The 25,747-nt window shown below is 68.3% G+C and carries 26 protein-coding genes; 6 read left to right on the plus strand and 20 right to left on the minus strand.

Annotation, left to right across the window (positions count from 1 at the left end; translation table 11 throughout):
- Positions 1-2 precede the first annotated feature (2 nt).
- Positions 3-908, minus strand: coding sequence for an acetaldehyde dehydrogenase (acetylating) (locus ACFVAV_RS24425; protein WP_379037502.1), 906 nt, complete (start codon positions 906-908; stop codon positions 3-5).
- 24 nt (positions 909-932) lie between these two features.
- Positions 933-1,718, minus strand: a complete 786-nt coding sequence (locus ACFVAV_RS24430) for a 2-keto-4-pentenoate hydratase (protein WP_379037503.1) — start codon at positions 1,716-1,718, stop codon at positions 933-935.
- Between the two features lie 344 nt (positions 1,719-2,062).
- On the opposite strand from ACFVAV_RS24430, the gene kstD reads away from it, so the two are divergent.
- The gene (gene kstD, locus ACFVAV_RS24435) at positions 2,063-3,757 is read left to right on the plus strand and encodes a 3-oxosteroid 1-dehydrogenase (RefSeq protein WP_379037504.1); all 1,695 of its coding nucleotides are present in this window, start codon (positions 2,063-2,065) and stop codon (positions 3,755-3,757) included.
- A gap of 38 nt (positions 3,758-3,795) precedes the next feature.
- The gene (locus tag ACFVAV_RS24440; RefSeq protein WP_379037505.1) at positions 3,796-4,656 is read left to right on the plus strand and encodes a MaoC/PaaZ C-terminal domain-containing protein; all 861 of its coding nucleotides are present in this window, start codon (positions 3,796-3,798) and stop codon (positions 4,654-4,656) included.
- A gap of 53 nt (positions 4,657-4,709) precedes the next feature.
- On the opposite strand, the gene ACFVAV_RS24445 is transcribed toward ACFVAV_RS24440, so the two are convergent.
- From ACFVAV_RS24445 to zapE, 6 genes are all read right to left on the minus strand, one after another.
- Positions 4,710-5,162 carry a hypothetical protein gene (locus tag ACFVAV_RS24445; protein WP_379037506.1) on the minus strand — a complete coding sequence of 151 codons (453 nt, stop codon included), beginning with the start codon at positions 5,160-5,162 and terminating at the stop codon, positions 4,710-4,712.
- On the minus strand, positions 5,159-6,433 hold the full coding sequence (locus tag ACFVAV_RS24450; protein ID WP_379037507.1) for a DUF58 domain-containing protein: 1,275 nt from the start codon (positions 6,431-6,433) through the stop codon (positions 5,159-5,161). The genes ACFVAV_RS24445 and ACFVAV_RS24450 overlap by 4 nt, the downstream gene beginning before the upstream one ends.
- Positions 6,430-7,392: an AAA family ATPase gene (locus tag ACFVAV_RS24455; RefSeq protein ID WP_379037508.1), complete on the minus strand. Its 963-nt coding sequence runs from the start codon at positions 7,390-7,392 to the stop codon at positions 6,430-6,432. The genes ACFVAV_RS24450 and ACFVAV_RS24455 overlap by 4 nt, the downstream gene beginning before the upstream one ends.
- Before the next feature lie 17 nt (positions 7,393-7,409).
- The gene (locus ACFVAV_RS24460) at positions 7,410-7,889 is read right to left on the minus strand and encodes a hypothetical protein (RefSeq protein WP_379037509.1); all 480 of its coding nucleotides are present in this window, start codon (positions 7,887-7,889) and stop codon (positions 7,410-7,412) included.
- An 11-nt stretch (positions 7,890-7,900) separates the two neighbouring features.
- Positions 7,901-8,839 (minus strand): DUF4129 domain-containing protein, encoded by a 939-nt coding sequence (locus ACFVAV_RS24465; protein ID WP_379037510.1) that lies wholly within the window; start codon positions 8,837-8,839, stop codon positions 7,901-7,903.
- 138 nt (positions 8,840-8,977) lie between these two features.
- Positions 8,978-9,976, minus strand: coding sequence for a cell division protein ZapE (gene zapE / locus ACFVAV_RS24470; RefSeq protein WP_379037511.1), 999 nt, complete (start codon positions 9,974-9,976; stop codon positions 8,978-8,980).
- Positions 9,977-10,039: 63 nt separating this feature from the next.
- Here zapE and ACFVAV_RS24475 point away from each other — a divergent pair, with 63 nt between their 5' ends.
- On the plus strand, positions 10,040-10,711 hold the full coding sequence (locus ACFVAV_RS24475; protein WP_379037513.1) for a TetR/AcrR family transcriptional regulator: 672 nt from the start codon (positions 10,040-10,042) through the stop codon (positions 10,709-10,711).
- Here ACFVAV_RS24475 and ACFVAV_RS24480 read toward each other — a convergent pair.
- The 7 genes from ACFVAV_RS24480 to ACFVAV_RS24510 are packed head-to-tail and all read right to left on the minus strand — an operon-like array spanning position 10,687 to position 18,049.
- Entirely contained in the window at positions 10,687-11,121 is a 435-nt protein-coding gene (locus tag ACFVAV_RS24480) for an NUDIX domain-containing protein (RefSeq protein WP_379037514.1), read from the minus strand. The genes ACFVAV_RS24475 and ACFVAV_RS24480 overlap by 25 nt on opposite strands.
- A 28-nt stretch (positions 11,122-11,149) precedes the next feature.
- Positions 11,150-12,325 carry a lipid-transfer protein gene (locus ACFVAV_RS24485; RefSeq protein ID WP_379037517.1) on the minus strand — a complete coding sequence of 392 codons (1,176 nt, stop codon included), beginning with the start codon at positions 12,323-12,325 and terminating at the stop codon, positions 11,150-11,152.
- Positions 12,322-12,744 (minus strand): MaoC family dehydratase, encoded by a 423-nt coding sequence (locus ACFVAV_RS24490; RefSeq protein ID WP_379037518.1) that lies wholly within the window; start codon positions 12,742-12,744, stop codon positions 12,322-12,324. The genes ACFVAV_RS24485 and ACFVAV_RS24490 overlap by 4 nt, the downstream gene beginning before the upstream one ends.
- Positions 12,741-13,691, minus strand: coding sequence for a bifunctional MaoC family dehydratase N-terminal/OB-fold nucleic acid binding domain-containing protein (locus ACFVAV_RS24495; RefSeq protein ID WP_379037519.1), 951 nt, complete (start codon positions 13,689-13,691; stop codon positions 12,741-12,743). Before ACFVAV_RS24495 ends, ACFVAV_RS24490 begins: the two co-directional genes overlap by 4 nt.
- Positions 13,688-14,851, minus strand: a complete 1,164-nt coding sequence (locus ACFVAV_RS24500; protein ID WP_379037520.1) for an acyl-CoA dehydrogenase family protein — start codon at positions 14,849-14,851, stop codon at positions 13,688-13,690. The genes ACFVAV_RS24495 and ACFVAV_RS24500 overlap by 4 nt, the downstream gene beginning before the upstream one ends.
- A complete protein-coding gene (locus tag ACFVAV_RS24505; RefSeq protein ID WP_379037521.1) occupies positions 14,836-15,918 on the minus strand; it encodes an acyl-CoA dehydrogenase family protein in 1,083 nt (360 codons plus the stop codon). The genes ACFVAV_RS24500 and ACFVAV_RS24505 overlap by 16 nt, the downstream gene beginning before the upstream one ends.
- Before the next feature lie 4 nt (positions 15,919-15,922).
- The gene (locus tag ACFVAV_RS24510) at positions 15,923-18,049 is read right to left on the minus strand and encodes an acyl-CoA dehydrogenase family protein (protein WP_379037522.1); all 2,127 of its coding nucleotides are present in this window, start codon (positions 18,047-18,049) and stop codon (positions 15,923-15,925) included.
- A gap of 126 nt (positions 18,050-18,175) precedes the next feature.
- On the opposite strand from ACFVAV_RS24510, the gene kstR reads away from it, so the two are divergent.
- Complete coding sequence (gene kstR, locus ACFVAV_RS24515; RefSeq protein ID WP_218720591.1) at positions 18,176-18,790, plus strand: cholesterol catabolism transcriptional regulator KstR; 615 nt, start codon at positions 18,176-18,178, stop codon at positions 18,788-18,790.
- Positions 18,791-19,102: 312 nt separating this feature from the next.
- Entirely contained in the window at positions 19,103-21,673 is a 2,571-nt protein-coding gene (gene otsB, locus ACFVAV_RS24520) for a trehalose-phosphatase (RefSeq protein WP_379037524.1), read from the plus strand.
- Between the two features lie 62 nt (positions 21,674-21,735).
- Here the strand turns inward: otsB and ACFVAV_RS24525 are convergent, their stop codons facing one another.
- From ACFVAV_RS24525 to ACFVAV_RS24545, 5 genes are all read right to left on the minus strand, one after another.
- Positions 21,736-22,416: a hypothetical protein gene (locus ACFVAV_RS24525; protein ID WP_379037525.1), complete on the minus strand. Its 681-nt coding sequence runs from the start codon at positions 22,414-22,416 to the stop codon at positions 21,736-21,738.
- Entirely contained in the window at positions 22,413-23,573 is a 1,161-nt protein-coding gene (locus tag ACFVAV_RS24530) for a hypothetical protein (RefSeq protein ID WP_379037526.1), read from the minus strand. Before ACFVAV_RS24530 ends, ACFVAV_RS24525 begins: the two co-directional genes overlap by 4 nt.
- Positions 23,574-23,581: 8 nt before the next feature.
- Positions 23,582-23,881: a WXG100 family type VII secretion target gene (locus tag ACFVAV_RS24535; RefSeq protein ID WP_379037527.1), complete on the minus strand. Its 300-nt coding sequence runs from the start codon at positions 23,879-23,881 to the stop codon at positions 23,582-23,584.
- Between the two features lie 184 nt (positions 23,882-24,065).
- Positions 24,066-24,479: a PIN domain nuclease gene (locus ACFVAV_RS24540; protein ID WP_379037528.1), complete on the minus strand. Its 414-nt coding sequence runs from the start codon at positions 24,477-24,479 to the stop codon at positions 24,066-24,068.
- A complete protein-coding gene (locus ACFVAV_RS24545; protein WP_379037530.1) occupies positions 24,476-24,679 on the minus strand; it encodes a type II toxin-antitoxin system VapB family antitoxin in 204 nt (67 codons plus the stop codon). Before ACFVAV_RS24545 ends, ACFVAV_RS24540 begins: the two co-directional genes overlap by 4 nt.
- A gap of 179 nt (positions 24,680-24,858) precedes the next feature.
- On the opposite strand from ACFVAV_RS24545, the gene ACFVAV_RS24550 reads away from it, so the two are divergent.
- Positions 24,859-25,743, plus strand: coding sequence for a metal ABC transporter solute-binding protein, Zn/Mn family (locus tag ACFVAV_RS24550; RefSeq protein ID WP_379037532.1), 885 nt, complete (start codon positions 24,859-24,861; stop codon positions 25,741-25,743).
- Positions 25,744-25,747 lie beyond the last annotated feature (4 nt).

The following is a 25,747-nucleotide window of genomic DNA, read 5'->3' on the forward strand; positions in this document are numbered from 1 at the left end:
CCTTACACCCGAGCCGAGATGATCTGGTCGGCCAGCACGTCACCCACGCGGGTGGCGGCGGCGGTCATGATGTCGAGGTTGCCCGCGTACGGCGGCAGGAAGTCACCCGCGCCTTCGACCTCGACGAAGATCGACACCTTCGCCATCCCACCGGAGATCACCGACGGTTCGTCGAACTGCGGATCGTTGAGCAGCCGGTAGCCGGGCACGTACTCCTGGATCGACTTCTCCATGCGGAAGATGCTCTCGGCGATGGCATCCCGATCGGCGTCCTCGGGAATGGCGCAGAAAATGGTGTCGCGCATGATCATCGGCGGCTCGGCCGGGTTCAGGATGATGATGGCCTTGCCCCGCTGTGCGCCGCCGATGGTCTCGACACCCTTGGAGGTGGTCTTGGTGAATTCGTCGATGTTCGCGCGAGTTCCCGGACCGGCCGACACCGAGGACACCGACGCCACGATCTCGGCGTAGGCCACCGGCACGACGCGGGATACGGCCGCCACCATGGGAATCGTGGCCTGACCACCACAGGTGATCATGTTGACGTTCGGCGCGTCGCGCAGCGAATCCAGGTTCACCGGGGGGATCACGGCCGGGCCGACCGCGGCCGGGGTGAGGTCGACGGCACGGATGCCCGCGGCCTCGTATTTCGGCGCGTACGCGCGGTGCACGTAGGCGGAGGTGGCCTCGAACAGCAGATCCGGCTTCTCCTCGAGGGCGAGCAGCCAGTCCGCGCCCTCGGCGGAGGTTTCCAGACCCAGCCCACGCGCCCGCTTCAGCCCCTCCGAATCCGGGTCGATGCCGATCATCCAGCGCGGCTCGATCTTGTCCGAGCGCAGCAGCTTGTACAGCAGATCGGTGCTGATGTTGCCGGACCCCACGATCGCGGCGGTGACTTTGCTGGTCACGGTGTACTCCTTGGGAAGTCTGGGTCAGCTGAAACGCAAACGGACGGAACCGAGTCCGGTGAACTCGGCGAGGAAGTCGTCACCGGGGCGGGCGTCGATGGCGCGGGTGCAGGAACCGGGCAGCACGATGTCGCCCTTCTTCAACCGCACCCCGAAGGTCGCGACCTTGCGGGCCAGCCACGCGACCGCGATCACCGGATCACCGAGGACGGCGTCACTGCGCCCCTCGGCGATGACCTCGCCGTTGCGGGTGAGCACGGCGTCGATGGCCTTGATGTCGATGTCGCCGGGTGCGACGCGCTCCTTGCCGAGCACGAAACCGGCCGAGGAGGCGTTGTCGGAGATGGTGTCGGCCAGGCCGATCTTCCAGTCCTTGATGCGCGAATCGATGAGTTCGATCGAGGGCGCGTACGCGACGGTCGCGGCCAGCACATCGGCCTCGGTGCAGTCCTCGCCGGGCAGGTCGGCGCCGAGCACGAACCCGACCTCGACCTCCACCCGCGGCAGCAGGTACTTGGCGGTGTCGACCGGAACGTCCTCGAAGACCTCCATCTCGGCGAGCAGGTGACCATAGTCGGGCTCGTCGACGCCCATCATCTGCTGCATCGCCTTGGACGACAGCCCCACCTTGTGACCGACGACCTTCGCGCCGGACCGCAGCCGGCGCTGGATGTTGAGCAGCTGGATCTCGTAGGCATCGACAACATCGATGTCGGGGAACCGATCGATGAGCGGCGAAACTGCCACACGTTCTTCCTCGGCACGGGTCAGTTCATCGGCGAGTTGAGTTCGTACCGCGTCAGGCAGCACGCGGACCTCCTTGGCAGCACGGTCAGTAGGTGTAAGCAGTGCGGCCCGGACTCAGCTGATTGAGCCAAACCCGCACAGCCGGTTGGACTAGGCCGCGGCCGGTGCGGCTAGACACCGGCCGGAAGGCTACGCCGCACGGCCCACAGGACCAAGCGGCACAGCCCGTAGGTTCCGGACGCCAAAACTGTAACCGGTTGCGCCCTTCTCCGTCAGCCGTTCACCTGACAATACAACGCACCCACAGGTGATTTCTATAACACGTTCCACCGATATCAAGGGCAAACTGCGGAGCCCACGAACAGGAGCGCCGTTTTGGTCGCCAAACATCGGACCCCTTCTATAACGTGTTCTACATGAGTGATCGGGAATACGATGTGGTGGTCGTCGGTAGCGGCGCCGCCGGGATGACGGCCGCCCTCGCCGCGGCCCACAACGGACTGAGCGTCGTGCTGTTGGAGAAGGCCGCCCACTACGGTGGCTCGACCGCCCGATCCGGCGGTGGCGTCTGGATTCCGGGCAACAAGGCGCTGAAGGCCTCGGGACGCCCCGACGACCGCGAGGACGCGCGCACCTACCTGCACAGCATCATCGGCGACGTGGTGCCCGCCGAGAAGATCGACACCTACCTCGATCGCGGCGCCGAGGCGTTCGACTTCGTCCTCGATCACACCCCGCTGAAGATGAAGTGGGTTCCCGGCTACTCCGACTACTACCCGGAGGCTCCGGGCGGGCTCGGCCAGGGGCGTTCGTGCGAGCCGACGCCGTTCAACGGCAAGGTGCTCGGCGCGGAACTGGCCAACCTGGAACCGCCCTACGCCAAGGCGCCGCTGAACGTGGTCGTCATGCAGGCCGACTTCGTGCGGCTCAACCTGATCAAGCGCCACCCCAAGGGCATGATGCGGGCACTGCGCGTCGGCGCCCGCACCTACCTGGCCAAGTTCACCGGCAAGCACCTGCTCGGCATGGGCCAGGCGATCATCGCCGCCATGCGCAAGGGCCTGCTCGACGCGGGCGTCCCGGTGCTGCTGAACACCCCGCTCACCGACCTGGTGGTCACCGACGGCAAGGTCACCGGGGTCAAGGCCACCGTCGACGGCGAGTCGGTCACCTTCACCGCGCGCTACGGCGTGGTGCTGGGCAGCGGCGGGTTCGAGCACAACGCCGACATGCGCGCCAAGTACCAGCGACAGCCGATAACCACTGAGTGGACAACGGGCGCCGCGGCCAACACCGGCGATGGCATCGTCGCGGGCATGGCAGCGGGAGCGACGGTCGGATTCATGGAGGACGCCTGGTGGGGTCCGACCATCTTCAAGGGCGGCAAGCCCTGGTTCGCCCTCGCCGAGCGCAATCTGCCCGGCACCATCATGGTCAACGACCGGGGCGAGCGGTTCGGCAACGAGTCGGCGCCGTATGTCGAGGCGGTGCACACCATGTACGGCGGTGAGTACGGCCAGGGCGCGGGTCCGGGCGAGAACGTCCCGGCCTGGCTGGTGTTCGACCAGCGCTACCGCAACCGCTACATCTTCGCCGGTCTCCAGCCGGGTCAGCGCTTCCCCTCGCGCTGGCTGGAGAACGACAACATCGTCAAGGCCGACACCATCGAGGAACTGGCCGAGCGCATCGGCGTGCCCGTCGAGAGCCTCAGCGCGACGGTGACCCGGTTCAACGGCTTCGCCGCCGCGGGCAAGGACGACGACTACGGTCGCGGCAACAGCCACTACGACCGTTACTACGGCGACCCCACCGTGAAGCCCAACCCGTGCCTGGCCGAGATCTCGCAGGGCCCGTTCTACGCGGCCAAGATGGTCCCCGGCGACCTCGGCACCAAGGGCGGCCTGGTCACCGACACCGCCGGTCGCGTGCTGCGCGAGGACGATTCGGTGATCGATGGCCTCTACGCCGCGGGCAACACCAGCGCGCCGGTGATGGGCCACACCTACGCGGGTCCAGGCGCGACCATCGGCCCCGCGATCACCTTCGCCTACCTCGCGGTGCTCGACATCGTCGCCGCGAAGAAGGCCGAAGCCACCGCGTGACCAACGACCAGCACACCCCGACCTCGCAGGAGTAAGCAATGCCCATCGACCTCCAGACCGCGCTCGGCGCGCCGCTCCCGGCGCGGGAGTTCAGCTGGACGCCCACCGACGTGCAGCTCTACCACCTCGGCCTCGGCGCGGGTGCGCACCCGACGGATCCGGTCGAGCTGACCTATCTCGACGACCAGGCGCCCCAGGTGCTGCCCACGTTCGCGACGGTCGCCCCGACCCTGCGCGAGACCGCGGCGCCGCGGGTCAGCTTCCCCGGCATCGAGATCGATCTGGCCAAGGTCGTGCACGGGCACCAGGAAGTGGTGGTGCACAAGCCGATTCCGGCCAGTGGCAAGGCGACCAGCACCGGCCGGATCAGCGAGATCTGGGACAAGGGCGCCAACGCGGTGATCGTCCAGGAGAACACCGTGCTCGGCTCCGACGGCGAACCGCTGTGGACGGTGCGATCCTCGATCTTCGCCAGGGGCGAGGGCGGTTTCGGCGGCGAGCGTGGCCCGAGCGCCAAGGCCGCGCTGCCGGATCGGGCGCCCGACGCGGAGCTCATCACCCCGACGCTGCCGCAGCAGGCCCTGCTCTACCGGCTCTGCGGTGACCGCAACCCGCTGCACTCGGACCCGGAGTTCGCCAAGGGCGCCGGGTTCCCCGCGCCGATCCTGCACGGCCTGTGCACCTACGGCGTGGTCTGCAAGGCGCTCACCGACGGCCTGCTCGACGGTGACGCGAGCCGGGTCGGCGGCTTCCGGGCCAAGTTCGCCGGGGTGCTGTACCCGGGCGAGACGCTGCGGATCAAGGTGTGGCGCGAGGGCGACGAGCTGATCGGCGCCGCCACCGTGATCGAACGCGAGGACGCGCCGGTGCTCGGCGAGATCGCCCTGAAGATCGCCTGATCTCCCACGACACACTGCCCGCCGGTCGATCCGATCGGCGGGCAGTGTGCGTTTCAGTCGGTCTCGGCCGCGGCGGTGGGTCGGGTGCCGTTGCCGGTGAGCCCGCCGACCAGCAGCGCGTAGATCAGCACGATCAGTACCGGCGCGGCCAGCGGCGCCCACACCAGTTCCACCGGGACCAGAGCCGCGGTGGCCGCCGCGATGGTGAACAGCACCGCGCCGCCGACCGACGGAATCGTCGTCGGCACAACACCTTCGGGTGCGTGCAGGACGGCCGCGTTGAGCAGGTAGGTGGTAGCCACCAGGCCCGTCGCGGCGGCGGCGATCACGCCGACATCGGAGAACGCGAGCGCCGCGATCACCACCAGCACCGCGCCGATCGCGGCGGGCCGCCACCACCAGCTCACGACGACCAGTGCGAGCGCGGCGACCCCGGCGAACGTATTGATCAACGCGACCGCGGCGACCAGCAACAGGCCGGCGAGCAGGGCAAGGAATCTCGTCATCGGCGCACCCGCACTGTTCGGCGATGGTCGGGCAGCAGGCGCATGGCCTGATCGAGCCTGGTGTCGGCGGGCCAGGCGATGATGTCGACGCCGACGGTGCCCATGTCGCGATACATCGAGGCACGCTCGAGCTGCCACATCTTGGCCATGGTCGGGTCGAGGCCGTCCTCGAACGGCGTGCCGCGCAGGACGTCGACCGCGATCACCACGTGTCCGCGTTTGCGCAGGTCGATCAGGGCCAGCGCGAACTGGGTGTCGAGCAGGGTGGAGAAGGCGACGACGATCGCGCCGATCGGCACCGCGGCGTGCGGGGCGAGCGTGCCGGTGGTCTCGACGTGCTCGTCACCGACGCCGAGCACGGTGTCGACGATCCGGTAGAACTGCCTGCGGCCGATGTCGGGGCGCAGCCAGCGCGGGGCATCACCCAGGCAGACGACGGCGGTGCGGTCACCGGCTTGCAGGGTGGACTGCACCACCTGCGCCGCGCCGCGCACCGACAGCTCCAGCGAGGCAGTGGCCGGGCCGGGCGCCTGCAGGGACGTGTCGACCAGGACGACCACGTCGGCGGATCGGTTGGTGAAGCGTTCGGTGACGTAGAGCCTGCCCCGGCGCGCGCTCACCGCCCAGTTGACGGTGCGCAGCTGGTCACCGGGCGCGAAGGCGCGGATGTCGGCGTATTCGACGCCGGGACCGTGCCTGCGGGTCAGGTGGGTGCCGATGCGGTCGGGAAGTTCGGTGCGTGGCAAGCGCATTCGCTGCGGATCGGCGATCGGGTACACATACAGCTTGGCCGCGGGCAGCTCGGCGGTGGCGATCGCGAGGCCGGCCGGGCTCAGCGCGGAAACCTTGACCTGCACCGGATATCGGCCCCAGCGCGCCGCCGAGAGCGCCAGCTGCAAGCCCGCCGGCGCACCGCCGGAGTCGTGCGACTCCTCGACCTCGATCTCGAGACCGGTCAGCGGCACCGCCGTCATCCGCAGCAGCGCGTGCCCGCTCTCGACGAAAGCGGCAGCGTTGCAGCCGACCACCTCGCCCTCGAAGCAGCGCACGGTGCCGCTGCCGTCGACCTGGATCCTGGTCGGGTTCTGTTGCCACGGCGCGGTAGCGAGCACGCCGAGCATCGGGGCGGCGAAGACCACCAGCTGCCACTGTCCGCGCAATACCGCGACGACCAGCGCCGCCGCGGCGCACCCGGCGAGGATGAACACCAGCGGCGCGGGCCGCCAGCGCAGGTCGACCTCGACCGTCCTGGATTCGTCGCGGTGCTTCATGTGCTGGTGGCGCGGGGCACCGGTAGCCGGCGCAGTAGCTCGGTGATGACGTCCTCACCCCGGATGCGGCGCACCCACATCTCCGGCCGCAGGGTGATGCGGTGCGCCATCGCGGGCACCGCCAGTGCCTTCACATCCTCGGGGATCACGTAGTCGCGCCCGAGCAACAGGGCGCGAGCCCGCGACATCTGCACCAGATCGAGTTCGGCGCGCGGGCTGGCGCCGACCTCGACCTGCGGGTGGCTGCGCGTCGCCGAGGCGAGGGCCACCACGTAGTTCACGACATCGGGATGCACGGTGACGAACTCGACCGACTGGCGCATCTCCATCATGCCTTGGGCGTCGACGACCTGGCCGACCTGCGGTGGCGTCGCGCCGCGCTCGAGCCTGCGCCGGATCATCTGGGTCTCGTCCTGCTCGGACAGATAACCGAGCCGCAGCTGGATGGCGAAGCGGTCGAGCTGGGCCTCCGGCAGCGGATAGGTGCCCTCGTACTCGATCGGGTTGTCGGTGGCCAGCACGATGAAAGGCTGTGGGAGCAGGAAGGTCTCGCCGTCGATGCTCACCTGCCCTTCCGCCATGGCCTCCAGCAACGCCGCCTGCGTCTTGGGCGGGGTGCGGTTGATCTCGTCGGCGAGCAGGACATTCGTGAAAACCGGACCGCGACGGAAATTGAACCGGCCCGACGACATGTCGTAGATCGTCGAGCCGAGCAGGTCAGCGGGCAGTAAATCAGGCGTGAACTGCACGCGGGTGAAATCCAGGCCCAGCGCGGCCGCGAAGGACCGCGCGATCAGCGTCTTGCCCAGACCTGGCAGGTCCTCGATGAGGACGTGTCCTCCGGACAGCACGGCGATCATGATGAGCTGCAACTCATCTCGCTTGCCGACCACGACTCGGCCCAGCTCACGCAGCACGGCGTCGGAGCGCTGGACGGTCACGTTCAACGGCATGGTCATCGGTGGCCTCTAACCCCTCACATCGTCTGCAATCGGCGCAGGATCTCGTCCAGCGCCTCCCTACCCGGTGCGCGACCGGTCTGGTCGCGCAATGCCGAGTTCGCCGGGTCTACCCAGCGCCACAACTCGGGACCGAACTGCAGTTGCCCGGCAGCTTCGGTGGCCCTTCGGTTCTTGGCGACCCGCAGGCCGGTGGACAGTTCGAACTCCTTGGCGAGCAACGGCCGCAGGTGGCGGTCCCAGTCGGCGCGCGTGCCGTCGGCGCGCGCGGTCAGCATCTCGGCGCGCGCGTGCCAGCGGCCGAGCATCTCCGCCGGGCCGTTGTCGATGTACTCGGTCAGCGGTTCCTCGCGCACCACGCGATGCCGCAGCGACCAGAGCAGCGTCGCCAGTGCGATCGCGACCGGCAGTGCGACGGCGAGCAGCACCGCGTCGCGGGCCACCCGCACCAGCGCCACCTCGACGAGCAGCACGACGACGACCGCGGTCACAATCACGGACGAACGATTCATGCCGCAACCAGCCTTCTCTGCAGATCCGACAGCACGATGCGCAGCAGCTGCTCGGCGCGCATGCGCTGCCATTCGAGCATCGAGTGCGGGCTGAACCGCGCCTCCTCGAACAGCGCGACCAGCTCACGTGCCGAAGCATCGTGCAGCACACCGCTTTCGAACGCACGGGCCAGGACTTCCATCGGGGTGTCCGAAGCCTGCGGGCGGGCGGCGCTGTCACTGGACAGGCCACGTTCCATGGCCACGTAGCAGGCGATGATCGCGGTGCGCGGGTCCTGGCCCGGCGCGTTCATCGCGGCCAGGCCCATCTCGGCGGCCCTGGTGAGCGAGTCGACCGCGCTCGGCGCGGTGTCGGGGAGAGCGGGGGCGGTGGGCGCGGGTTCACGGCGCGAGGCCAGCGCGACGACGATGAGTCCCAGCAGCGCGACAGCGATCAGCACGAGGGCCAGCACGCCGGCGATCACGAGCGCGGTGCCGGTCAGTTCGGCGGGGCCGGTGCCGGGGTCGGGCGCGGGCGCGTCGGTCGGGGTCGGGACCGGGCCGGAGCCTTCGGGCAGGGTCTCCGAGGCCGGGCGCATCGGCCGGGCTCCTGGCAGCAGGAACAGCGCGGTCACACCGCCCGCGAAGACCAGCGCGAGCACGGCCAGGATGATCGGGCCGAGCAGCACCAGCCTGCGCCATTGGAAGCGGGGCATCGCCTCGCGTTCGGCTTGCGGCATGGCCAGCGGAAGACGATGCTGACTGGCGATCACTCCGGCGACCAGGATGACGATGGACACCAGCAGCAGCACCGGCATCACCGCCACCATCAGCGGCGACGGCGCGCTGGTCGGCGATTCGGCGGGACCGGCACCGGGGACATAGCCCTGCAACGCGATCGTCGCAGCGACAAGCAGTGCGATCACGACGATCGCCCGCGGAATGGGCTGACTCACCCCGATCACAGCTGTACCACCAAACCCCAGTGCCTGCACAAAACAGCCACATAGTTACATGCCGAGTGGTTCGCTCGGGAGGAAATCGATACTTTGGATAACCTCCCCTTTTATTGTCCCCCCGAATTTCCCGGCTTGTTACGCGGTGCGAACCATCGCGGCGTCGACCAGTGGCAACTCACCGAGCCTGCTCGCCGTCCGGGCCAGGTCGGGGATCACGGGAACACCCGCCGTCAGCGCGGTCACCGGTTCGCGAGCCCGGATCGTGCAGTGCAGGTCGGCGTCGTAGAGCACGTCGATGAGATTCACCAGCCGCATGGCCCAGTCCGGCGGCACCTCGCGTAGCGGCGGGACCGCGCGCAGGGTCCAGCGGTGGAAACGCCTGCTCAGGGCGAGATAGTCGGCCGCACTCGTCGGCGCGCCGCACAACTGCTCGAAATCGAAGGTCACCGCATCGCCGTCGACGGTGTGTGCCCGCACCGTGCGACCGTTCCCCACGGTGAGGTCGACACAGGTCCTGTCCCCGGCCTCGATGTCGGTCCGCTGCGCTGCGCCGATGCCGGCCGGCTCGAGGATGTAGGCGCCCGAGACAAAGCCGCTGTCGCGGCGGGTGCCCAGGGTCCGGTAGTCGAGTGGACCGTCGAGGGTGACGACGTCGAGGTTGGCCAGGATGCGCTCGATCGTCGGCACGAAACGGTCGTGGAACAGCGGGTTCGGCAGCAGGTCGCGGGGCGGGTAGTTCGAGGTGACCACCAGCGTGCGGCGCTGGGCGAACAGCGTGTCGAGCAGGCGGGCGACGAGCATGGCGTCACCGATGTCGTTGACGTGGAATTCGTCGAAGCACACCAGGTCGGCGTCGGCAAGCAGCGCGGCGACGGCCCGTTCGATCGAGCCGAGCTCGTGTGCCGCCGCGTGCAGGGCGGCGAAGAAGCTGTGGAAATGGAAGCGGCGCTTGCGGTCGGAGTCCACGCTCGCGAAGAACCGGTCCATCACCATCGTCTTGCCGCGGCCGGGCCTGCCGTGCAGGTAGAGACCCCGGTGCCGCTTGCGTGGGCGGGCGTGCCGGTCGAGCAGGGCGGCGAGCGCATCTGCCGCCGCCACCTGGGCCGGGTCGAGAACCACCGTGCCGGAATTCATCGCAACCTCCTATTCCTCTACAGTTGTAGAGGACAGGCCGACAGCCGACCAGAGAAGGTGACGATGTCCACAGACCGGCGCAGCCAGATCGTTGCGGGCGCAATCGATCTCATCGCGACCCGCGGCATCCGCGCGCTCACCCACCGCGCGGTCGATACCCGGCTCGACCTGCCCGCGGGCTCCACGTCCTACTACTTCCGCACCAGGCACGCCCTGATCGAGGCGGTGGCCGACGGCATCACCGCGCGTTCCCACGCCGACTTCGCCGCGGCACAGGGCGAAGCTCCGGCGCCGCGCGAACCAGGTGGGCAGTCTGAATCCCCAGCGTGGCGTGCGTCCGGCAGGCCTCGTGGGGGCGGGGAACCAGCCGGGAGCGCGGCGGATGTCGCACGGGATGTCGCGGGCTGGCTCGAACACCTGCTCACCCACCGCCGCAACGACCTCATCGCCCGGCATGCGCTGATCATCGAGACCCTCGCCGACGCCGGTCTACACGCCCGCCTAGCAGGCAGTTTGTTCTCCTTGGACCGCGCCACCGAGCTGTTCACCGCGCTCGGCGCCGCCGACCCCGCAGCCGCGGCGGGCGACTTCCTCGCCCTGCTGGAGGGACTGGTCTTCGACCGCTTCGCCGGTCTGCGCGCGGATCAGCCGGCGACCGTCGAGCAGCTCGCCCGTCCACTCTCACAGTTTCTGGCGAACGCGAGTGATGACTATTCCCAACCCAATTCCGAATAGGGGGCCGAGGAATTGAGCGCGGCAATTCCGAGCGCCGAATACTCGATCAGGTCGGCGGGGAGATCATTCAGTGGAAACCACTGCAGCGCATAGCATTTGTCGGGTTCCCTATTGAAAGGCTCGCCACGCCACCGCTCGGCGCGAAAGAACAGACCGAGCCGTGAATCGCGCCCAGGGGCGGTCACATGGGCGACGTGGACGAGCCGCAGGGCGGCCGGCTCGAGCTCGACGCCGATCTCCTCCGCGGCTTCGCGCGCCGCGCCCACCGTGGCGGACTCGCCGGCTTCGAGCTTGCCGGAGGGCAGGTGCCAGCGGTTGTCGTACTTGTCGCCGCTGCGACGCAGGCTCAGCAGGATCCGCTCGTCGCGGATCAGGATGATGTGGACATCGACCAGATGGCGTGGGGTCACCCTGCCGAGCCTACGAATACCTGGTCCCCTACGCGGCTCCGGTGAGTACCAGGCCCGAGGTCGGAACGCCGGTGCCCGCGGTGACGAGGATGCGTTCGAGCTCGTCGACCTGGTTGACCGAGGTGCCGCGGATCTGGCGGACCGCCTCGGCGATGCCGTTCATGCCGTGGATGTAGGCCTCGCCCAGCTGCCCGCCGTGGGTGTTGAGCGGGAGCCTGCCGCCGATCTCGATGGCGCCGTCGGCGATGAAGTCCTTGGCTTCGCCGCGCCCGCAGAAACCCAGCTCCTCGAGCTGCATGAGCACGAACGGGGTGAAGTGGTCGTAGAGGATCGCGGCCTGCATGTCGGCGGCGCTCAGGCCGCTCTGCGCCCACAGCTGGTCACCGACGAGACCCATTTCCGGCAGGCCGGTCATGGCGTCGCGGTAGTAGCTGGTCATCACGTACTGGTCGGCGCCGCTGCCCTGGGCCGCGGCCGCGATGATCGCGGGACGCTGCGGGAGGTCGCGGGCGCGCTCGGCGCTGGTGACCACGATGGCGACGCCGCCGTCGGTTTCCTGGCAGCAGTCCAGCAGGTGCAGCGGTTCGGCGATCCAGCGTGAATCCTGGTGCTGTTCCAGGGTGATCGGCTTGCCGTAGAAGAAGGCGTTCGGGTTCACCGCGGCGTGTTTGCGGTCGGCCACCGCGACGGCGCCGAAATCGGCGCTGGTCGCGCCGGTGACGTGCATGTACCGCCGGGCGACCATCGCGACCTGCGCGGCGGGCGTGCCGAGCCCCTGCGGGTAGGCCCAGCCCGCATCGATGCCCGAGGACGTCGGCGCGGCTGCCAGCGCGGGCGAGAACTGACCGAACCTGGCGCCGGACCGCTCGTTGAACGCACGGTAGGCGACCACCACATCAGCGACGCCGGTGGCCACCGCCATGGCGGCCTGCTGCACGGTCGCGCAGGCCGCGCCGCCGCCGTAACCGATGTGGCTGAAGAACTTCAGGCTCGGGATGCCGACAGCCCTGGCGACGGCTGCCTGGGTGTTGGTGTCCATGGTGAAGGTGGTCAGGCCGTCGACATCGGCGGGGGTGAGGCCCGCGTCGGCCAGCGCCGCGCTGACGGCCTCCGCGGCCAGACGCAACTCGCTGCGGCCGGAGTCCTTCGAGAAATCGGTGGCGCCGATGCCGACGATGGCGGCTTGCCCGGACAGGCCGGTCATGAGTTCTCCAGAGAGGGAAGGGCGATCACCGCGGTGGCCGTGATGTGCTCGCCGAGACTGTCGCGACCGCGCACATCGAGGGTGACCAGCGCGCCGGACACGTCGGTGACGGTGCCCGAAAGGGTCAGCGTGTCACCGGCATACAGCGGCACACCGAGGCACAGGGCGATGGACTTCACCAGGGCGCGCGGTCCCGCCCAGTCGGTGACGAACCGCTGCACCAGGCCGGTGTCGGTGAGGATATTGACGAAGATGTCGCTGGAGCCACGCTCGACCGCCTTGTCGCGGTCGTGGTGCACGTCCTGGAAGTCCCTGGTGGCCAGGGCCGTGCTGATCACGAAGGTGGGATCGGCGTGGATCACCAGCTCGGGTAGCGGGTCGCCCACCGCGACGGCGGTGGGTTCGGTCGTGGCGGTCACTGCGCGGCCTCCCAGTAGGGCAGAACGGTTCCGTCGGCTAACTTTTCGAAGGCGACCCGGACGGGCACGCCCACGGCGACCTCGGCCGGATCGATGCCGCGCAGCTCACCGAGCATGCGCACCCCTTCGTCGAGCTCGACGAGGGCGACGACGAACGGCAGCTCACGGCCGGGCACCTTCGGCGCGTGGTGCACGACGAAGCTGAACACCGTGCCGGTGCCCGCGGCGACGACGTAATCGGTGGTCTCGGCCTTGTCCTGCCACAGGGCGGGGATCGGTGGATGCCGCAGCGAACCGTCGGGCAGGCGCTGGATGCGCAGCTCACCGATTTCGGTACCGGCCCAGAAGAATTCGGTGTCCCTGGAGATGACCGGGCCGACCCGCTCGGCGGGCGCGACCGCGATGTCGGACGCCTCGGGCGCGGGCGCCTCCTTCGCGGCGGGCACGAACTTCAGGATGCGGAACAGCATTTCGGTGACCACCTCGTCACCGACCGACCAGGTGGTGGTGAAGGTGAGGAACCAGCCGTCGCCGAGCCCGGTGCGCTTGGGGCCCTTGAACTCCGAGAGCCGGCTGGAGACGGTCACCTCCTCCCCCGGCCGCAGGTAGCGGTGGTAGGTCTGCTCACAGTTGGTGCCGACGACGGAGGTGAAGCCCGCGTCGTCGAGCAGCTGCGTGGCCAGGCCGAGCGGGTCGTCGGCGGTGCGCACGCCGTGCAGACCGTTCATCGTCCACACCTGGGCCATGGCGGGCGGGGCGACGATGCCGGGGTGACCGGCGGCCTTGGCGGCGGCCTCGTCGACGTAGATCGGGTTGGTGTCGCCGATCGCCTCGACCCAGTTGTGGATCATCGGCTGGTTCACCGGGTCGCGCCCGGCCCGCGGCGCGGACTCGCCTGCCGCGGCCAGTTTCGACAGTGCTTCCTGCACGCCCTGCTCCTTGCTCATCGGGGGACGCGCGGCAGTTCCAGGCCGGCGGAGGCGACCAGTTCGCGCATGATCTCGTTGACGCCGCCGCCGAAGGTGACGACGAGGTTCTGCTTGGTGCGCCGGTCCAGCCAGCCGAGCAGTTCGGCGGTGCCGGGCTCGGCGGGATCGCCGTAGCGGCCGATGATCTCCTCGACTATCCGGCCCGCTTCCTGGAGCGACTCGGTGGAGAAGATCTTGGTGGCCGAGGCGTCGGCGATCACGGTGTTCTGCGCCGCGGCCGGGTCGGCGGCGGCGACCTGCCAGTTCAGCAACTCGTTGAGCCGCACCATGGTTCGCACCCGGCCCAGCGCGCGCCGCACCTCCGGCTCGCCGAGCAGCTGGTGCTGCGCCGACCAGTCGTGCAGGCGGTCGTAGAGCTGCTCGATCTTGCCCGATGGACCCAGGCTGACCCGCTCGTGGTTGAGCTGGGTGGTGATCAGGCGCCAGCCGCGGTTCTCCTCGCCGACCAGCATCTCCGCCGGCACCCGCACGTCGTCGAAGTAGGTGGCGTTGGTGTGGTGGGCGCCGTCGCAGGTGATGATCGGGGTCCAGGAGTAGCCCGGGTCCTTGGTGTCGACGATCAGGATCGTGATACCGCGGTGCCGCGATTCCACCGAGCCGGTCCGGCAGGCCGTCCAGACGTAGTCGGCCTCGTGCGCGCCGGTTGTGAAGATCTTCTGGCCGTTGACGATCCAGTCGCCGTTGTCGTCGCGCACCGCGGTGGTGCGCAGCGCGGCGAGGTCGGTGCCCGCCTCGGGTTCGGAGTAGCCGATCGCGAAATGGATGTCACCGGACAGGATTCCGGGCAGGAACTTCTGCTTCTGCGCGTCGGTGCCGTACTTCTGCAGCGTCGGGCCGACGGTCAGCAGCGTCACCAGCGGCAGCGGCACATCGGCGCGCACCGCCTCGTTGAAGAAGATCTGCTGTTCCATCGGGCCGAAGCCCTGGCCGCCGAACTCCTTCGGCCAGCCGACACCGAGCCAGCCGTCGCGGCCCATCCGGCGCACCACCTCGCGGTAGGCGTCGCCGTGCCGGTCGACGGCCATCGCGGCCGCCTCCTCCGGCGTGACCAGATCGGCGAAATAGGAACGCAATTCTTCGCGCAACCGCCGCTGCTCGGCGGTCAGATCGATGAACATCTTGCTCCCAGAAGGTCGAGGCGCAGGCCCGCGCCGCCGAGCAGACGGGCGAGGTCTTTGGCCTGTGAGTAGTAGCGGTGCATCGGGTGGGTGATATCCACGCCAAGTCCACCGTGCAAGTGGTGACATTTCTGCATGGCGCGCGGAACTTCGGCCGCCGCCCAGTAGGCGAGCACCTCGAGGTCCTCGTCGATCCGGTGCTGATGCTCGGGCGACGCGTCGTCCTGGGCCAGCGCCCAGCACGCCGATTCCGCGGCCACATGCAGCGTCCGCGAGACCACGTACAGATCGGCGATCTGCTGGGCCACCGCCTGGAATTCGGCCAGCGGCCTGCCGAACTGCTCGCGCGTGCGCACGTGTTCGGCGGTCAGCGTGAGCGCGCCCTTGAGCAGGCCGTCGGCGACCGCGCCGATGGTGGCCAGCGCGTGCCGGTGCAGCCGGGGCAGCACATCGGCGGGCAGCAGCTGATCGGCCGGGATCTCGACCTCGTCGAGAACCAGCGTCCCCTCCGGGATGCCCGCCGAACCGGCGACCGGAACGATCTCGAGCCCCGGCGCGACCGAATCCACCAGTGCGACACCCGCGTCGGTGGGCACCAGGATCCAGCGCGCCTGCTCGGCGTAGATCACGCCGACCTTGCGGCCGGTGATCCGTACGGTGTCACCGTCACGGACCGCCTTGGTGCTCGGCGCGGTGGTGAACGGCGCACCCGGCTCGCTGAGCGCGGCGGTGAGCACGGTGCCCTTGCCGACCTCGGCGACCACGCGCCCGGCGAGCTCCTCGGACAGCGAGGGCAGCAGCGGCAGCACGCCGAACCCGAAGGTCGGCAACGCGGGCACCGCCACCGCGTCGGTGGCCAGCTCCATGAGCAGAGCCGACACCTCCAGCAGGCCCATGCCGTCGCCACCGAACTGCTCGGGCACGGCGACCGCGAGCAGGCCGGAGTCGATCAGACTCGGCCACAATTCCATATCTCTCGCCTGCTCTCGTTCGAGCAGGCTCACGACCACCTCGGCTACGGCGTCGGCGCTTTCGTCGCGGGTGAAGTCCACGGCGTCCTCCCTCATCGAGCTAACTGTCCGCATCGCGCGGCAGGCCGAGAATCCGTTCGGCGGCCACGGTCAACAGGATCTGCTCGGTACCGCCCGCGATGGAGAGACAGCGTGTGAGCAAGAATTCTTTCAGGGCTTCGTTTTCCAGGGAGCCTTCTCGGCCGGAAAGCTCCAGGGCGTACTCCGCCAGGTCCTGCCGGTGCCGGACACCGACGAGTTTGCGGACGCTGGCTTGGGCGCCCGCGTCGACTCCGGCCATGGTCGCCACCGCGATCCGCTGCTCCAGCAATGAGCCTGCGATCGATGAGGTGATCAGAGAGCCGAAGCGGTCCTCACGGAGTTCAGTTCCCCATCCGCCGACCGGGAAACTGTCCAGCAGCGCCTCCAGCGCGCCGCCGATACCGCCGCCGCCCATGGCGACCCGCTCCGCGGACAGGGTGGTGCGCGCGATCTTCCAGCCGTTGTTCAGCGCGCCGACCAGGCAGTCGTCGGGCACGAAGACGTCGTCGAGGAAGACCTCGCTGAAGCGTTCTTCACCGGTGATCGTGACCAGCGGGCGTACCTGCACGCCTGCGGCGCGCATGTCGACCAGGAAGTAGCTGATCCCGCGGTGCTTGGCCGCGGCGGAATCGGTACGGGCCAGACAGATTCCCCAGTTCGCGATCGTCCCCAGGGACGTCCACACCTTCTGACCACGCAGCACCCAGCCGCCGTCGACCTTCTCGGCCGTGGTGCGCAGGGCTGCGAGATCCGAGCCCGCGCCCGGTTCGCTGAACAGCTGGCACCAGATCACCTCGCCGTGCAGGGTCGGCCAGACGAACTGGTCGATCTGCGCGGGCGTTCCGTAGCGCAGCAGCGTCGGCACCGCCCAGCCCGCGACCGCCAGATCGGGGGTCTCCAGGTCGGCGCGGCGCAGCTGTTCGGCGATCTGCAGGCAGGTCATCGGATCGGCTTCGCGCCCATACGGTTTCGGCCAGTGCGGCATGACGAAGCCGCCCTCGACCAGCGCGCGCTGCTGCTCCTCGGGCGCCAGCGCGGCGATGGCGGCGATCTCGGCGGTCAGCGCGGAGTCGCCCGCGGCGTCACCGAGCACGCGCTCGGCGCCGGTGGTGCGGCGCTGCCCGGCCCTGGTGAGCTCGGCGACCCTGGCCCGCCAGCGGGCCGAACCACCGAGCAGCTGGCGCAGCGAACTGGCCCGGCGCAGGTAGAAGTGCGCGTCGTGTTCCCAGGTGAAGCCGATGCCGCCGAGCACCTGGATGGCGTCCTTGGCGGTGTCGACCGCGGCGTCGAGCGCGGCGGCCGCGGCGACGGCGGCGGCGATCGGCAGTTCATCGCCACCCTCGTCGATGGCGGCGGCCGCGTCGGCGGCGACCGCGCGGATCAGCTCGGTGCGGCACAGCATCCAGGCGCAGATGTGCTTGATCGCCTGGAAACTGCCGATCGGCTTGCCGAACTGCTCACGGACCTTGGCGTAGTCGACCGCGGTGCGCAGGCACCAGCCCGCGATGCCCGCCAGTTCGGCCACCGCGAGTGCGACGAACAGGTCGGTGACATCGGCGTCGGGCGCGAAGCTCGACGATGCCTCGACCGCGACCCCGGCGGCTTCCACCCGGGCCAGCGGCACCGTGTGGTCGGCGTTCGGCAGCGGCGTGCTCGTCACCGCCGCGGCCGAGAGCAGCAGCCAGCGCGTGCCCTCCGGTGTGCTCGCAGGCACCAGGACCTGGGTGTCCTTGTCGGCGCCGTAGACGTACTCCCAGGCTCCGGTGACGGTCCAGCCGCCGGTGTCCGAACCCACCGCGGTCGCGGTCGGCTGCTCGCCCGGCACGGCGACACCGCACGGCGCACCGCCGGTCACCGCGCCCTGGGTGATCAACCCGGCTAGGGCGGTGGCCAGCACCGGACCGCCGACCAGGTCATCGGCGGTCTGTTCCAGCAGCACGGCCAGGTCGGCCACGGTGCCGCCCAGTCCGCCGTGCTCCTCGTCGAGCGCGACCTCGAAGAGGCCGAACTCGGTCAGCGCGGGCCAGTACTGGTGCCAGCTTCCGGCACCGCCGGCCCGCATTGTTGCAATCGGCGCGACCGAACTCGCCCAGCCGCGCAGCGACTCCGCGGCGGCTTTATGCTCGTCAGTGGTGGCGATGGTCACAAGAAAAACCGCCCTTCCGGCGTGGCTCCCACTCCTAGAACATGTTCTAATATCCGGGCCGGGTGTAAGTCAAGAGACCTACACTGGTCCGACATTTCAGGCGCACGCAGTGAAAGGGTTTCCACGATGGACAGTCCGGCCCCCACGCCCACCGTGACGACACTGTCCGAGGACGAACTGAGCTCCAACGCTCAGCGGGAGCGCCGCAAGCGGATCCTCGACGCCACCCTGTCGCTGGCCTCCAAGGGCGGCTACGACGCCGTCCAGATGCGCGCGGTCGCCGAGCGGGCCGACGTCGCCGTCGGCACCCTGTACCGCTACTTCCCGTCCAAGGTGCACCTGCTCGTCTCGGCGCTGGCCAGGGAATTCGAGCAGTTCGAGGGCAAGCGCAGGCCACTACCCGGCGACGGCCCGTCCGAGCGCATGCACGGCCTGCTGACCCAGATCACCCGGATGATGCAGCGCGACCCGCTGCTCACCGAGGCCATGACGCGCGCGTTCATGTTCGCCGACGCCTCCGCCGCGGCCGAGGTCGATCGCGTCGGCAAGGTGATGGACCGGGTCTTCGCCCGCGCGATGAGCGATGGCGAGCCCGACGAGCGCCAGCTCGCCATCGCCAGGGTCATCTCCGATGTGTGGCTGTCGAACCTGGTCGCCTGGCTCACCCGGCGCGCGTCGGCGACCGACGTCACGGAACGACTCGAGCTCACCGTCGACCTGTTGCTGGGCGATCGCGGATAGACGACAAATCCCCCACAGCTGTTGACACGCGTCGGCTGTGCGTCTTCCCCTTGGAAGATGCATAGCCGACGTCGCATATGCGAAACCATGCATCTACCAGCCCCGCGGGCGTCTCCGACCGGCCCGCGGGCCCCATGAGCTCGGCGAACGGGGTCTGCCCCGATGGGCGAAAGGCCCGGAATTAGCGACGCGGTCGCGAGCCACCGGCCGACACTCGAACGCACAACCCGCCGCGCCGCCCGCGCGCCAAAATTGACGCAGTATTGTTTTTCGCGCCCCCTGATCAACTCCTCCCATCACTAGGTTGGATGCGTGAGCGCACAGGATCTGCCTTTGGATGTCCGCCGTGCACTGGCGTCGGTTGCACGCGTGCCACGGCTCTTGGTTGCCTCGGACTACGACGGGACGATTGCCCCGATCGTGTCCGACCCCGCCAAAGCGTTTCCCCAACGGGAATCGGTCAGCGCCTTACGCGCGCTGGCGGGGTTGGCCAACACCACCGCCGCGGTGATTTCCGGTCGGGCACTACGTGATCTGGCCGCGCTGTCGCGCCTGCCGGTCGAGGTGCAGCTGATCGGCAGCCACGGCTCGGAGTTCGACGTGGGCTTCGTGCACGCGATCGACAACGACGCCAAGCAACTGCTGACGGAGATCAACTCCGCGTTCACCCAGATCGCCGCCGAGAACCCCGGCGTGGCCGTCGAGATGAAACCGGCCAGCGCCGCGCTGCACGTGCGCAATGCCAGCCCCGAGATCGGCAGGCGCGCACTGAATTCCGTGCGCCAGGGCCCGGCCTGCTGGGTGGGCGTGCAGGTGACCGAAGGCAAGGCGGTGATCGAGCTCGCGGTGATCCCCACCGACAAGGGCACCGCGCTCGACACCATCCGGCACCAGGAGAGCGCGTCGGCCGCGGTGTTCTTCGGCGACGACGTCACCGACGAGAAGGCCTTCCGGGTGCTGTCCGGCCCCGATGTCGGGATCAAGGTCGGCGAAGGCGAGAGCCTGGCCAAGCTGCGGGTCGGTTCGACCGAGGATGTGGCACGGGCGCTGGCCTTCCTGGTGGAGGAACGCCGGACCTGGCTGGCGGGTGCCAGTGCGCCGCGGATCGAACGGCTGTCCATGCTGGCCAGCCCGCGCTCGGTCGCGCTGCTCACCCCGGACGCGACGGTCACCTGGTTCTGCCATCCCGAGCCGGATTCGGCGGCGGTGTTCGCGCACCTGCTCGGTGGCGCCAACGCCGGACATTTCACCGTGGCGCCGGAGCGAGCCGGGCTGCCGCTGTCGCAGCGCTACGTGGACGGCACGATGACCGTCCAAACCCGCTGGGCCAGTTTGCAAGTGACCGACTACCTGCCGCACGACGTCGCCCCCGACCGCACCGATCTGACCCGTGTGATCACCGGTGACGCGAAGGCCGTCGTCACCTTCGCGCCGCGGCCGGAATTCGGCCAGGTGCCGGTGCGCATCGAATCCGTGCCGAGCGGGCTGCGGGTCAGCGGCACCAACGATCCGATGGTGCTGCGCTCGCCCGGTGTGCAGTGGGAGATCCTCTCCGACGGCACCAACGAGCAGGCCCGCGCGGTGGTCGACCCGTCCGGCGCGCCCGTTGTGCTCGAATTGCGCTGCGGCACCGCCGACCTCGCGCCGTCGATGACGCCGGAACACCAGCGCCGTCAGCTGGCCGAGCAGTACTGGTCGCAGTGGGCGGCCGGGCTGCAGCTGCCGCCGCTCAAGCCGGATCTGATGAAGCGCTCCGCGCTGACCCTGCGCGGGCTCGTGCACCGCCCGTCCGGCTCCATCCTGGCCGCGGCGACGACCTCGCTGCCCGAGGACATCGGCGGCGTGCGCAACTGGGACTACCGGTACTGCTGGCTGCGTGACGCGTCGCTGACCGCGCAGGCGCTGGTGACGCTGGGCTCGCTGACCGAGGCCGAGGAATTCCTCGGCTGGACGCACCGGGTCCTCGACACCCTGCCCGGCCCGGAGCGGCTGCACCCGCTGTACACGATCTACGGCGAGACACTGCCGCCGGAAGCCGTCATCGACCTGCTGCCCGGCTACGCCGGTTCGCGGCCGGTGCGCGTGGGCAACGCGGCGAACATGCAGGTGCAGCTCGACGTGTTCGGGCCGATCGTCGACCTGATCACCTCGATGGCGCACGAGCGGGAACGCCAGGGCATCATCGAGCCGGCCAGGGCGCTGCCCGACCCCGATTGGGAGCTGGTGCACGCGATGGTGTCGGCGGTGAAGCGGCGCTGGACCGAACCCGATCACGGCATCTGGGAGATCCGCGGCAACCCGCGCCACCACGTGTACTCGAAGGTGATGGGCTGGCTGACGATCGATCGCGCGCTGACCCTGGCCGAGCGCTTCGACCGCCCGGCCGACCCCGAGTGGGCGCTGCTGCGCGACACCATCGCCGAGGAGGTGAAGGCGAAGGGCTGGAACGACGACGTGCAGTCCTACACCGCCGCCTACGACGGCACCGATCTCGACGCCGCGACGCTGCACATCGGGCTGAGCGGGCTGATCGATCCGGCCGACCCGCGTTTCGCCGCGACGGTCATCGCGACCGAGGCCGAATTGCGCAGCGGCTCGACGGTCTACCGCTACCACCACGACGACGGCCTGCCCGGCGGCGAAGGCGGATTCCACCTGTGTGCCGCCTGGCTGGTCGAGGCCTACCTGCTCATCGGCAGGCGCTCGGACGCCGAGGCACTGTTCGCCCAGCTGGTCGCGGCCGCGGGGCCGACCGGCCTGCTGAGCGAGGAGTACGACCCCGTCGCCGAACGCTCACTGGGCAACCACCCCCAGGCCTACAGCCACCTGGGCCTGCTGCGCTGCGCACAGCTGTTGAGCCAGCCGGCGGACGTTCTGGTGTAGCCACCGACGTAGCGGGCCGGGCTCCTCCGAGCCCGGCCCGCTACCGACCGGCAGTTCGACGCTCAGTTGGCCGCTTCGTCTCCGAACGCAACCCGAGTTTTGCCGTCCCGAACCTCGACCCACACGTGCATGGTGCTGCGGTCGAATCCCCAGCCTTCGCGGCGAGTACCGGTCCACCATTTTGAATACTCGGAATAGGACAGTTGCCAATTGCCCGCGTCCTGGAGATGGCGGACCATCATGTCGGCTACCTCACGGGCAGATGCCCCGCCCGTGCTCCCGATTTGGAACTCACGATTACAATACGTCGAGGAGGTCCCGCTGCGGCAGCCCTGGTCATTGTCAGCCACTATCGTGAGACCCGGTGGCAATGGCGGCAGAATATCGCTGGGCGGCATCCTTGCATGCTCCCCGGCCATAGCCACGACAAACATGAAAGTCCCCGCCAAGATAATGAAGCAGTAGGCATAGCCCAGGATCAAGCTTATGACGACAGCGGGGGACAGCCGTCTTCCTGCCCTCGCATCGGCCATGAATCCAGCTATCAGGGCTACCACGTCGAACACGACAAGTAGAGAAAAGGTTGTCAACTGCAAGTCAGGCAAAAGCCATTCCTCGAGGACTGCGAGCTTCGCCACTGCGAGCAACGCCAGAATCACGCCGATGCGGAGACGGATTCGGGGCGTGCGCGCCACCAATAGCCAGCACAACGGGGCAACCAAGAGGACAAACGCAGTAATCATCGGTAAGCCCCCGTACCACGCAAGATGGTATCCACCAACGCGAAAGTTCCGCCAGGCTTCGCGGTGCTTTCCCCATGCTCCCGCTCGCCGGGGGTGAATGTGTCGCCGCCTGCAGCGACCGATAGCGACCGGTCCACCACACCGAGAGCGTTGTAGCTGGATCCGAGGAATTGATTCAAGGGCTGACTCGCCCGGACATCAGGAGTCGCATGCGATGCCGAATCATCAGTCAGCAATTTCAAGTTGTACGCAGTAGCTTTCATCGCCAGGTCATTGTTCCCGACAAGATCCGACCAATTCTGACCTTGGAACTGATCTGGGTATTTTGCCTTTGTTTGATCGAACTGGATTTCCTTCATGTTTGTCAGACCGATCGAGTTTCCGACGCCCTCTGGACGCTCAAACCACCATTCCCTGATGTCGGTGGTATCCTTTCGAAACTCGTCATACAGTGTTCCTGAGCCGATGCCGCCTTCTCTCGGATGATAAGTAGACGGACCGCCCGACAGGTCATCATAAAAAGTACTGCCGAGTCCTGACCGCAGGGGTGCACCCTCCTGCAGCGCCATCGCAAGTACCAGCCGGGGGTCAACTCCTGCCTCGTTGCCGTACTGCACCGCAAGCATTGCCCAGGTCTTCATCTGTGGGCCGTACGCATCCAACGCACTCAGGTCGACAGCAGTCAATGTCAGCGGCGGAGTGTTCCAGGTGGCCATATTTTCCAGGTCGTCAATGAGGGCGGTATTGGAATCCTGGTTGCCCGTCTCCACAAGCAGCGGCAGTTCGTTCAGAGCTTTCAGCGTCGCAAGACTGTTCAGCGCATTCGCGTCGACAAATCCACGGTTCCCGACGCCGACCGACCCGAGGGCGGTGAACAATGCGGTGCCGCGCGCCGCAGCGTCGAGGAGACCCTCGGCCTCGGCGATGTCGTCCGCGCTCAAGTCCGCAGTGACCGAGATGTTGTCCGATGTTGCCGATACCTGAGCATCGGAATGATCGGGGAAGGCACCTGCCGCAGCTGAGGCGAGATGGTTCCTCGCATCGACGAGATTGTCGCGGTGCGCCTGGACCGCGGATGCGAGAGCCATTGCAACCGTGCGGATCTGCTCGGCTCCGCCACGGAGCGCTGCCAGCGCATCCTTGAATTCGGCTGCCACGGCGACTCCTAGAGATTCAGGCTGAAGTTTCGGAGCAGCTCCGAGTTGGACTCGTCGCGCTGGGTGTAGGTCTCGGCCGTGACGCCGAGCTTCTCGGCCATCGTGGTGAGAGCGGTCATGATCAGCAGGCCGCCTTCTCTGGTCTCGGACCATCCGGTCGCGAACGTGCTTGCTGCGGCGCCTGCCCAACTCCCGCCACCACAGGACTCGACTTCACTGCTGGCGGCGTCGAGTGCTTGACGCAAGGTGTCAGCGAGCCCGTAGACGTAGTTGCCGACGTCACGGACACTGGCGGGGACCACTGACATGGCCCCGTTCTCTCCCCCCGGGGTGCTCACAGTCCCCGATGGTATCGCGGGCGGATCTATCTGGACGACCTCGCATCGGACCGCAACTGGGGCCGAATTGCGCAGCGGCGCAATGGTCTACCGACAAGCGCGCGAAAGCAGCAGGCGTGGATCGGCACAGCATCGCCGACGAGGCGGACTACGATCAGCCCGTGGATCTGTCGATGCGCCGAGCCGGTTGGCCGGTCAGGGTGGCGATGGTGTCGTAGTCGGCGTCAGCGTGGAGCACAGTGAGCTTGTGATGGGTCGCGGTGACGGCGACGAGGAGATCGACCGGCCCAGCGCTTTGGTGCCGACTGGCCTCCGCGAGTCGCTCCTGCAGGGCGGCCGACTCGGTCCAGCACGAGTCCGGCATCGCGTAGAACGGAAAGATCTCATGGAGCAGGCCGGCTGCCTCGTAGTAGGCCGGTCGACCACCAACTGCGCACAGATACTCCTGCCGGACGGGTTCGCAGATCCCGACCAACCCGGAACTGACGGCTTGATCCCACTCCGCCCCGATCTGTCCACTGAAGAACCGAACCAGGGCACTGGTGTCCGCCAGGTAGCGCTCGGTCACGCTATAGAGCCGTGACGACGACCTTCTCGATCGAAATCGATCTCCCCTGCCGCGACCATCTCGCGCATGCGCGCGATCGCGGCCGCCCGCCGCCGCCGATCGACGATCTCACGCAGAGCCGCGTTGACGGTCTCGCGTTTAGTCGTGGTTCCCAGATAGTGAGCTGCCTCTTGCAGAGCCTCATCGTCCAGGTCGATCACAGTGCGAGCCATCGAACAGCCTCCACGAGTTGATATCAAACTCTCGATTCAGTATATCAATCGGACGGATCGCAGCCTAGTTCGCTGATCAGCAGGCATACTGCTAATCTAAAACGGTAACGGTTTCCATTATGATCTAGGGCACAGGCTGCCTGATCGAGCACGGCCAGGAGTACTGCGTGAACAGTCGATTCGCCCGCGTGTGTGCCGGTCTCACGGCGGGAGTTGCGGCCGCGGTCGTGCTCACCGCCTGCGGCGACGGCTCGAAGGGCTCCGATGGCCTGTCGATCGTGGCGTCCACGAATGTGTGGGGCTCCATCGCGACCGCGGTTGCCGGGCCCGATGTGCAGGTCACCTCGATCATCAGCGATCCCGCGGCCGACCCGCACTCGTTCGAGACCTCGGCGACCGATACCGCCAAGATCAGCGACGCGGATCTGGTCGTGTTCAACGGCGGGCACTATGACGAGTTCATCGAGAAGGCGATCTCCGGTAAGGGCAAGCGGACCGTCGAGGCGTTCGAGCAGCGGGCCGACAAGAGCGACGAGAACGAGCACGTCTGGTACGACATCAGCACCGTCGCCGCCGTCGCCGACCGGATCGCCGCCCAGCTCGGCGAGATCGACAGCGCCAATGCCGCCGCCTATACCGAGCGGGCGACCACCTTCAAGAACCAGCTGATCGGCGTCAGCACCATCACCGGCACCATCGCCACCCAGCATCCGAACGCGCCGGTCGCCCAGTCCGAGCCGCTCGCGCACTACCTGCTGGTGGCCGCGACCGCGCAGGACAAGACCCCGCACGAGTTCCAGGAAGCGATCGAGCAGGAGACCGACCCGGCCCCGGCCGCCGTCGCCGCCACCCGCGACCTGATCACCGGCAAGCAGGTCAAGGCGCTGATCTACAACAGCCAGACCGAGGACAAGATCACCCAGGACCTGCGCGCCACCGCGCAGACCGCGGGCATCGCGGTCGTCGAGGTCACCGAGACCTTGCCTGCCGGTATGGATTACGTCCAGTGGCAGACCGCGAACGCCAAGGCGCTCGCCGCGGCATTGCGCTGAGGCC

This window comes from Nocardia sp. NPDC057663, assembly GCF_042799895.1.
In the GTDB taxonomy this organism is placed as follows: Bacteria; Actinomycetota; Actinomycetes; order Mycobacteriales; family Mycobacteriaceae; genus Nocardia.

What these genes read in the sequence shown, in the direction of transcription:
- ACFVAV_RS24535 (WP_379037527.1), bottom strand. Translation starts at nt 23,881, where the DNA reads ATGTCAGTGGTCCCCGCCAGTGTCCGTGACGTCGGCAACTACGTCTAC.
- ACFVAV_RS24500 (WP_379037520.1), bottom strand. Translation starts at nt 14,851, where the DNA reads ATGTTCATCGATCTGACCGCCGAGCAGCGGCGGTTGCGCGAAGAATTG.
- zapE (WP_379037511.1), bottom strand. Translation starts at nt 9,976, where the DNA reads ATGAATTCCGGCACGGTGGTTCTCGACCCGGCCCAGGTGGCGGCGGCA.
- ACFVAV_RS24455 (WP_379037508.1), bottom strand. Translation starts at nt 7,392, where the DNA reads ATGACCATGCCGTTGAACGTGACCGTCCAGCGCTCCGACGCCGTGCTG.
- ACFVAV_RS24445 (WP_379037506.1), bottom strand. Translation starts at nt 5,162, where the DNA reads ATGACGAGATTCCTTGCCCTGCTCGCCGGCCTGTTGCTGGTCGCCGCG.
- ACFVAV_RS24440 (WP_379037505.1), top strand. Translation starts at nt 3,796, where the DNA reads ATGCCCATCGACCTCCAGACCGCGCTCGGCGCGCCGCTCCCGGCGCGG.
- ACFVAV_RS24525 (WP_379037525.1), bottom strand. Translation starts at nt 22,416, where the DNA reads ATGATTACTGCGTTTGTCCTCTTGGTTGCCCCGTTGTGCTGGCTATTG.
- kstR (WP_218720591.1), top strand. Translation starts at nt 18,176, where the DNA reads ATGGACAGTCCGGCCCCCACGCCCACCGTGACGACACTGTCCGAGGAC.
- ACFVAV_RS24495 (WP_379037519.1), bottom strand. Translation starts at nt 13,691, where the DNA reads ATGAGCAAGGAGCAGGGCGTGCAGGAAGCACTGTCGAAACTGGCCGCG.
- ACFVAV_RS24485 (WP_379037517.1), bottom strand. Translation starts at nt 12,325, where the DNA reads ATGACCGGCCTGTCCGGGCAAGCCGCCATCGTCGGCATCGGCGCCACC.
- ACFVAV_RS24505 (WP_379037521.1), bottom strand. Translation starts at nt 15,918, where the DNA reads ATGAGGGAGGACGCCGTGGACTTCACCCGCGACGAAAGCGCCGACGCC.
- ACFVAV_RS24475 (WP_379037513.1), top strand. Translation starts at nt 10,040, where the DNA reads ATGTCCACAGACCGGCGCAGCCAGATCGTTGCGGGCGCAATCGATCTC.
- ACFVAV_RS24450 (WP_379037507.1), bottom strand. Translation starts at nt 6,433, where the DNA reads ATGAAGCACCGCGACGAATCCAGGACGGTCGAGGTCGACCTGCGCTGG.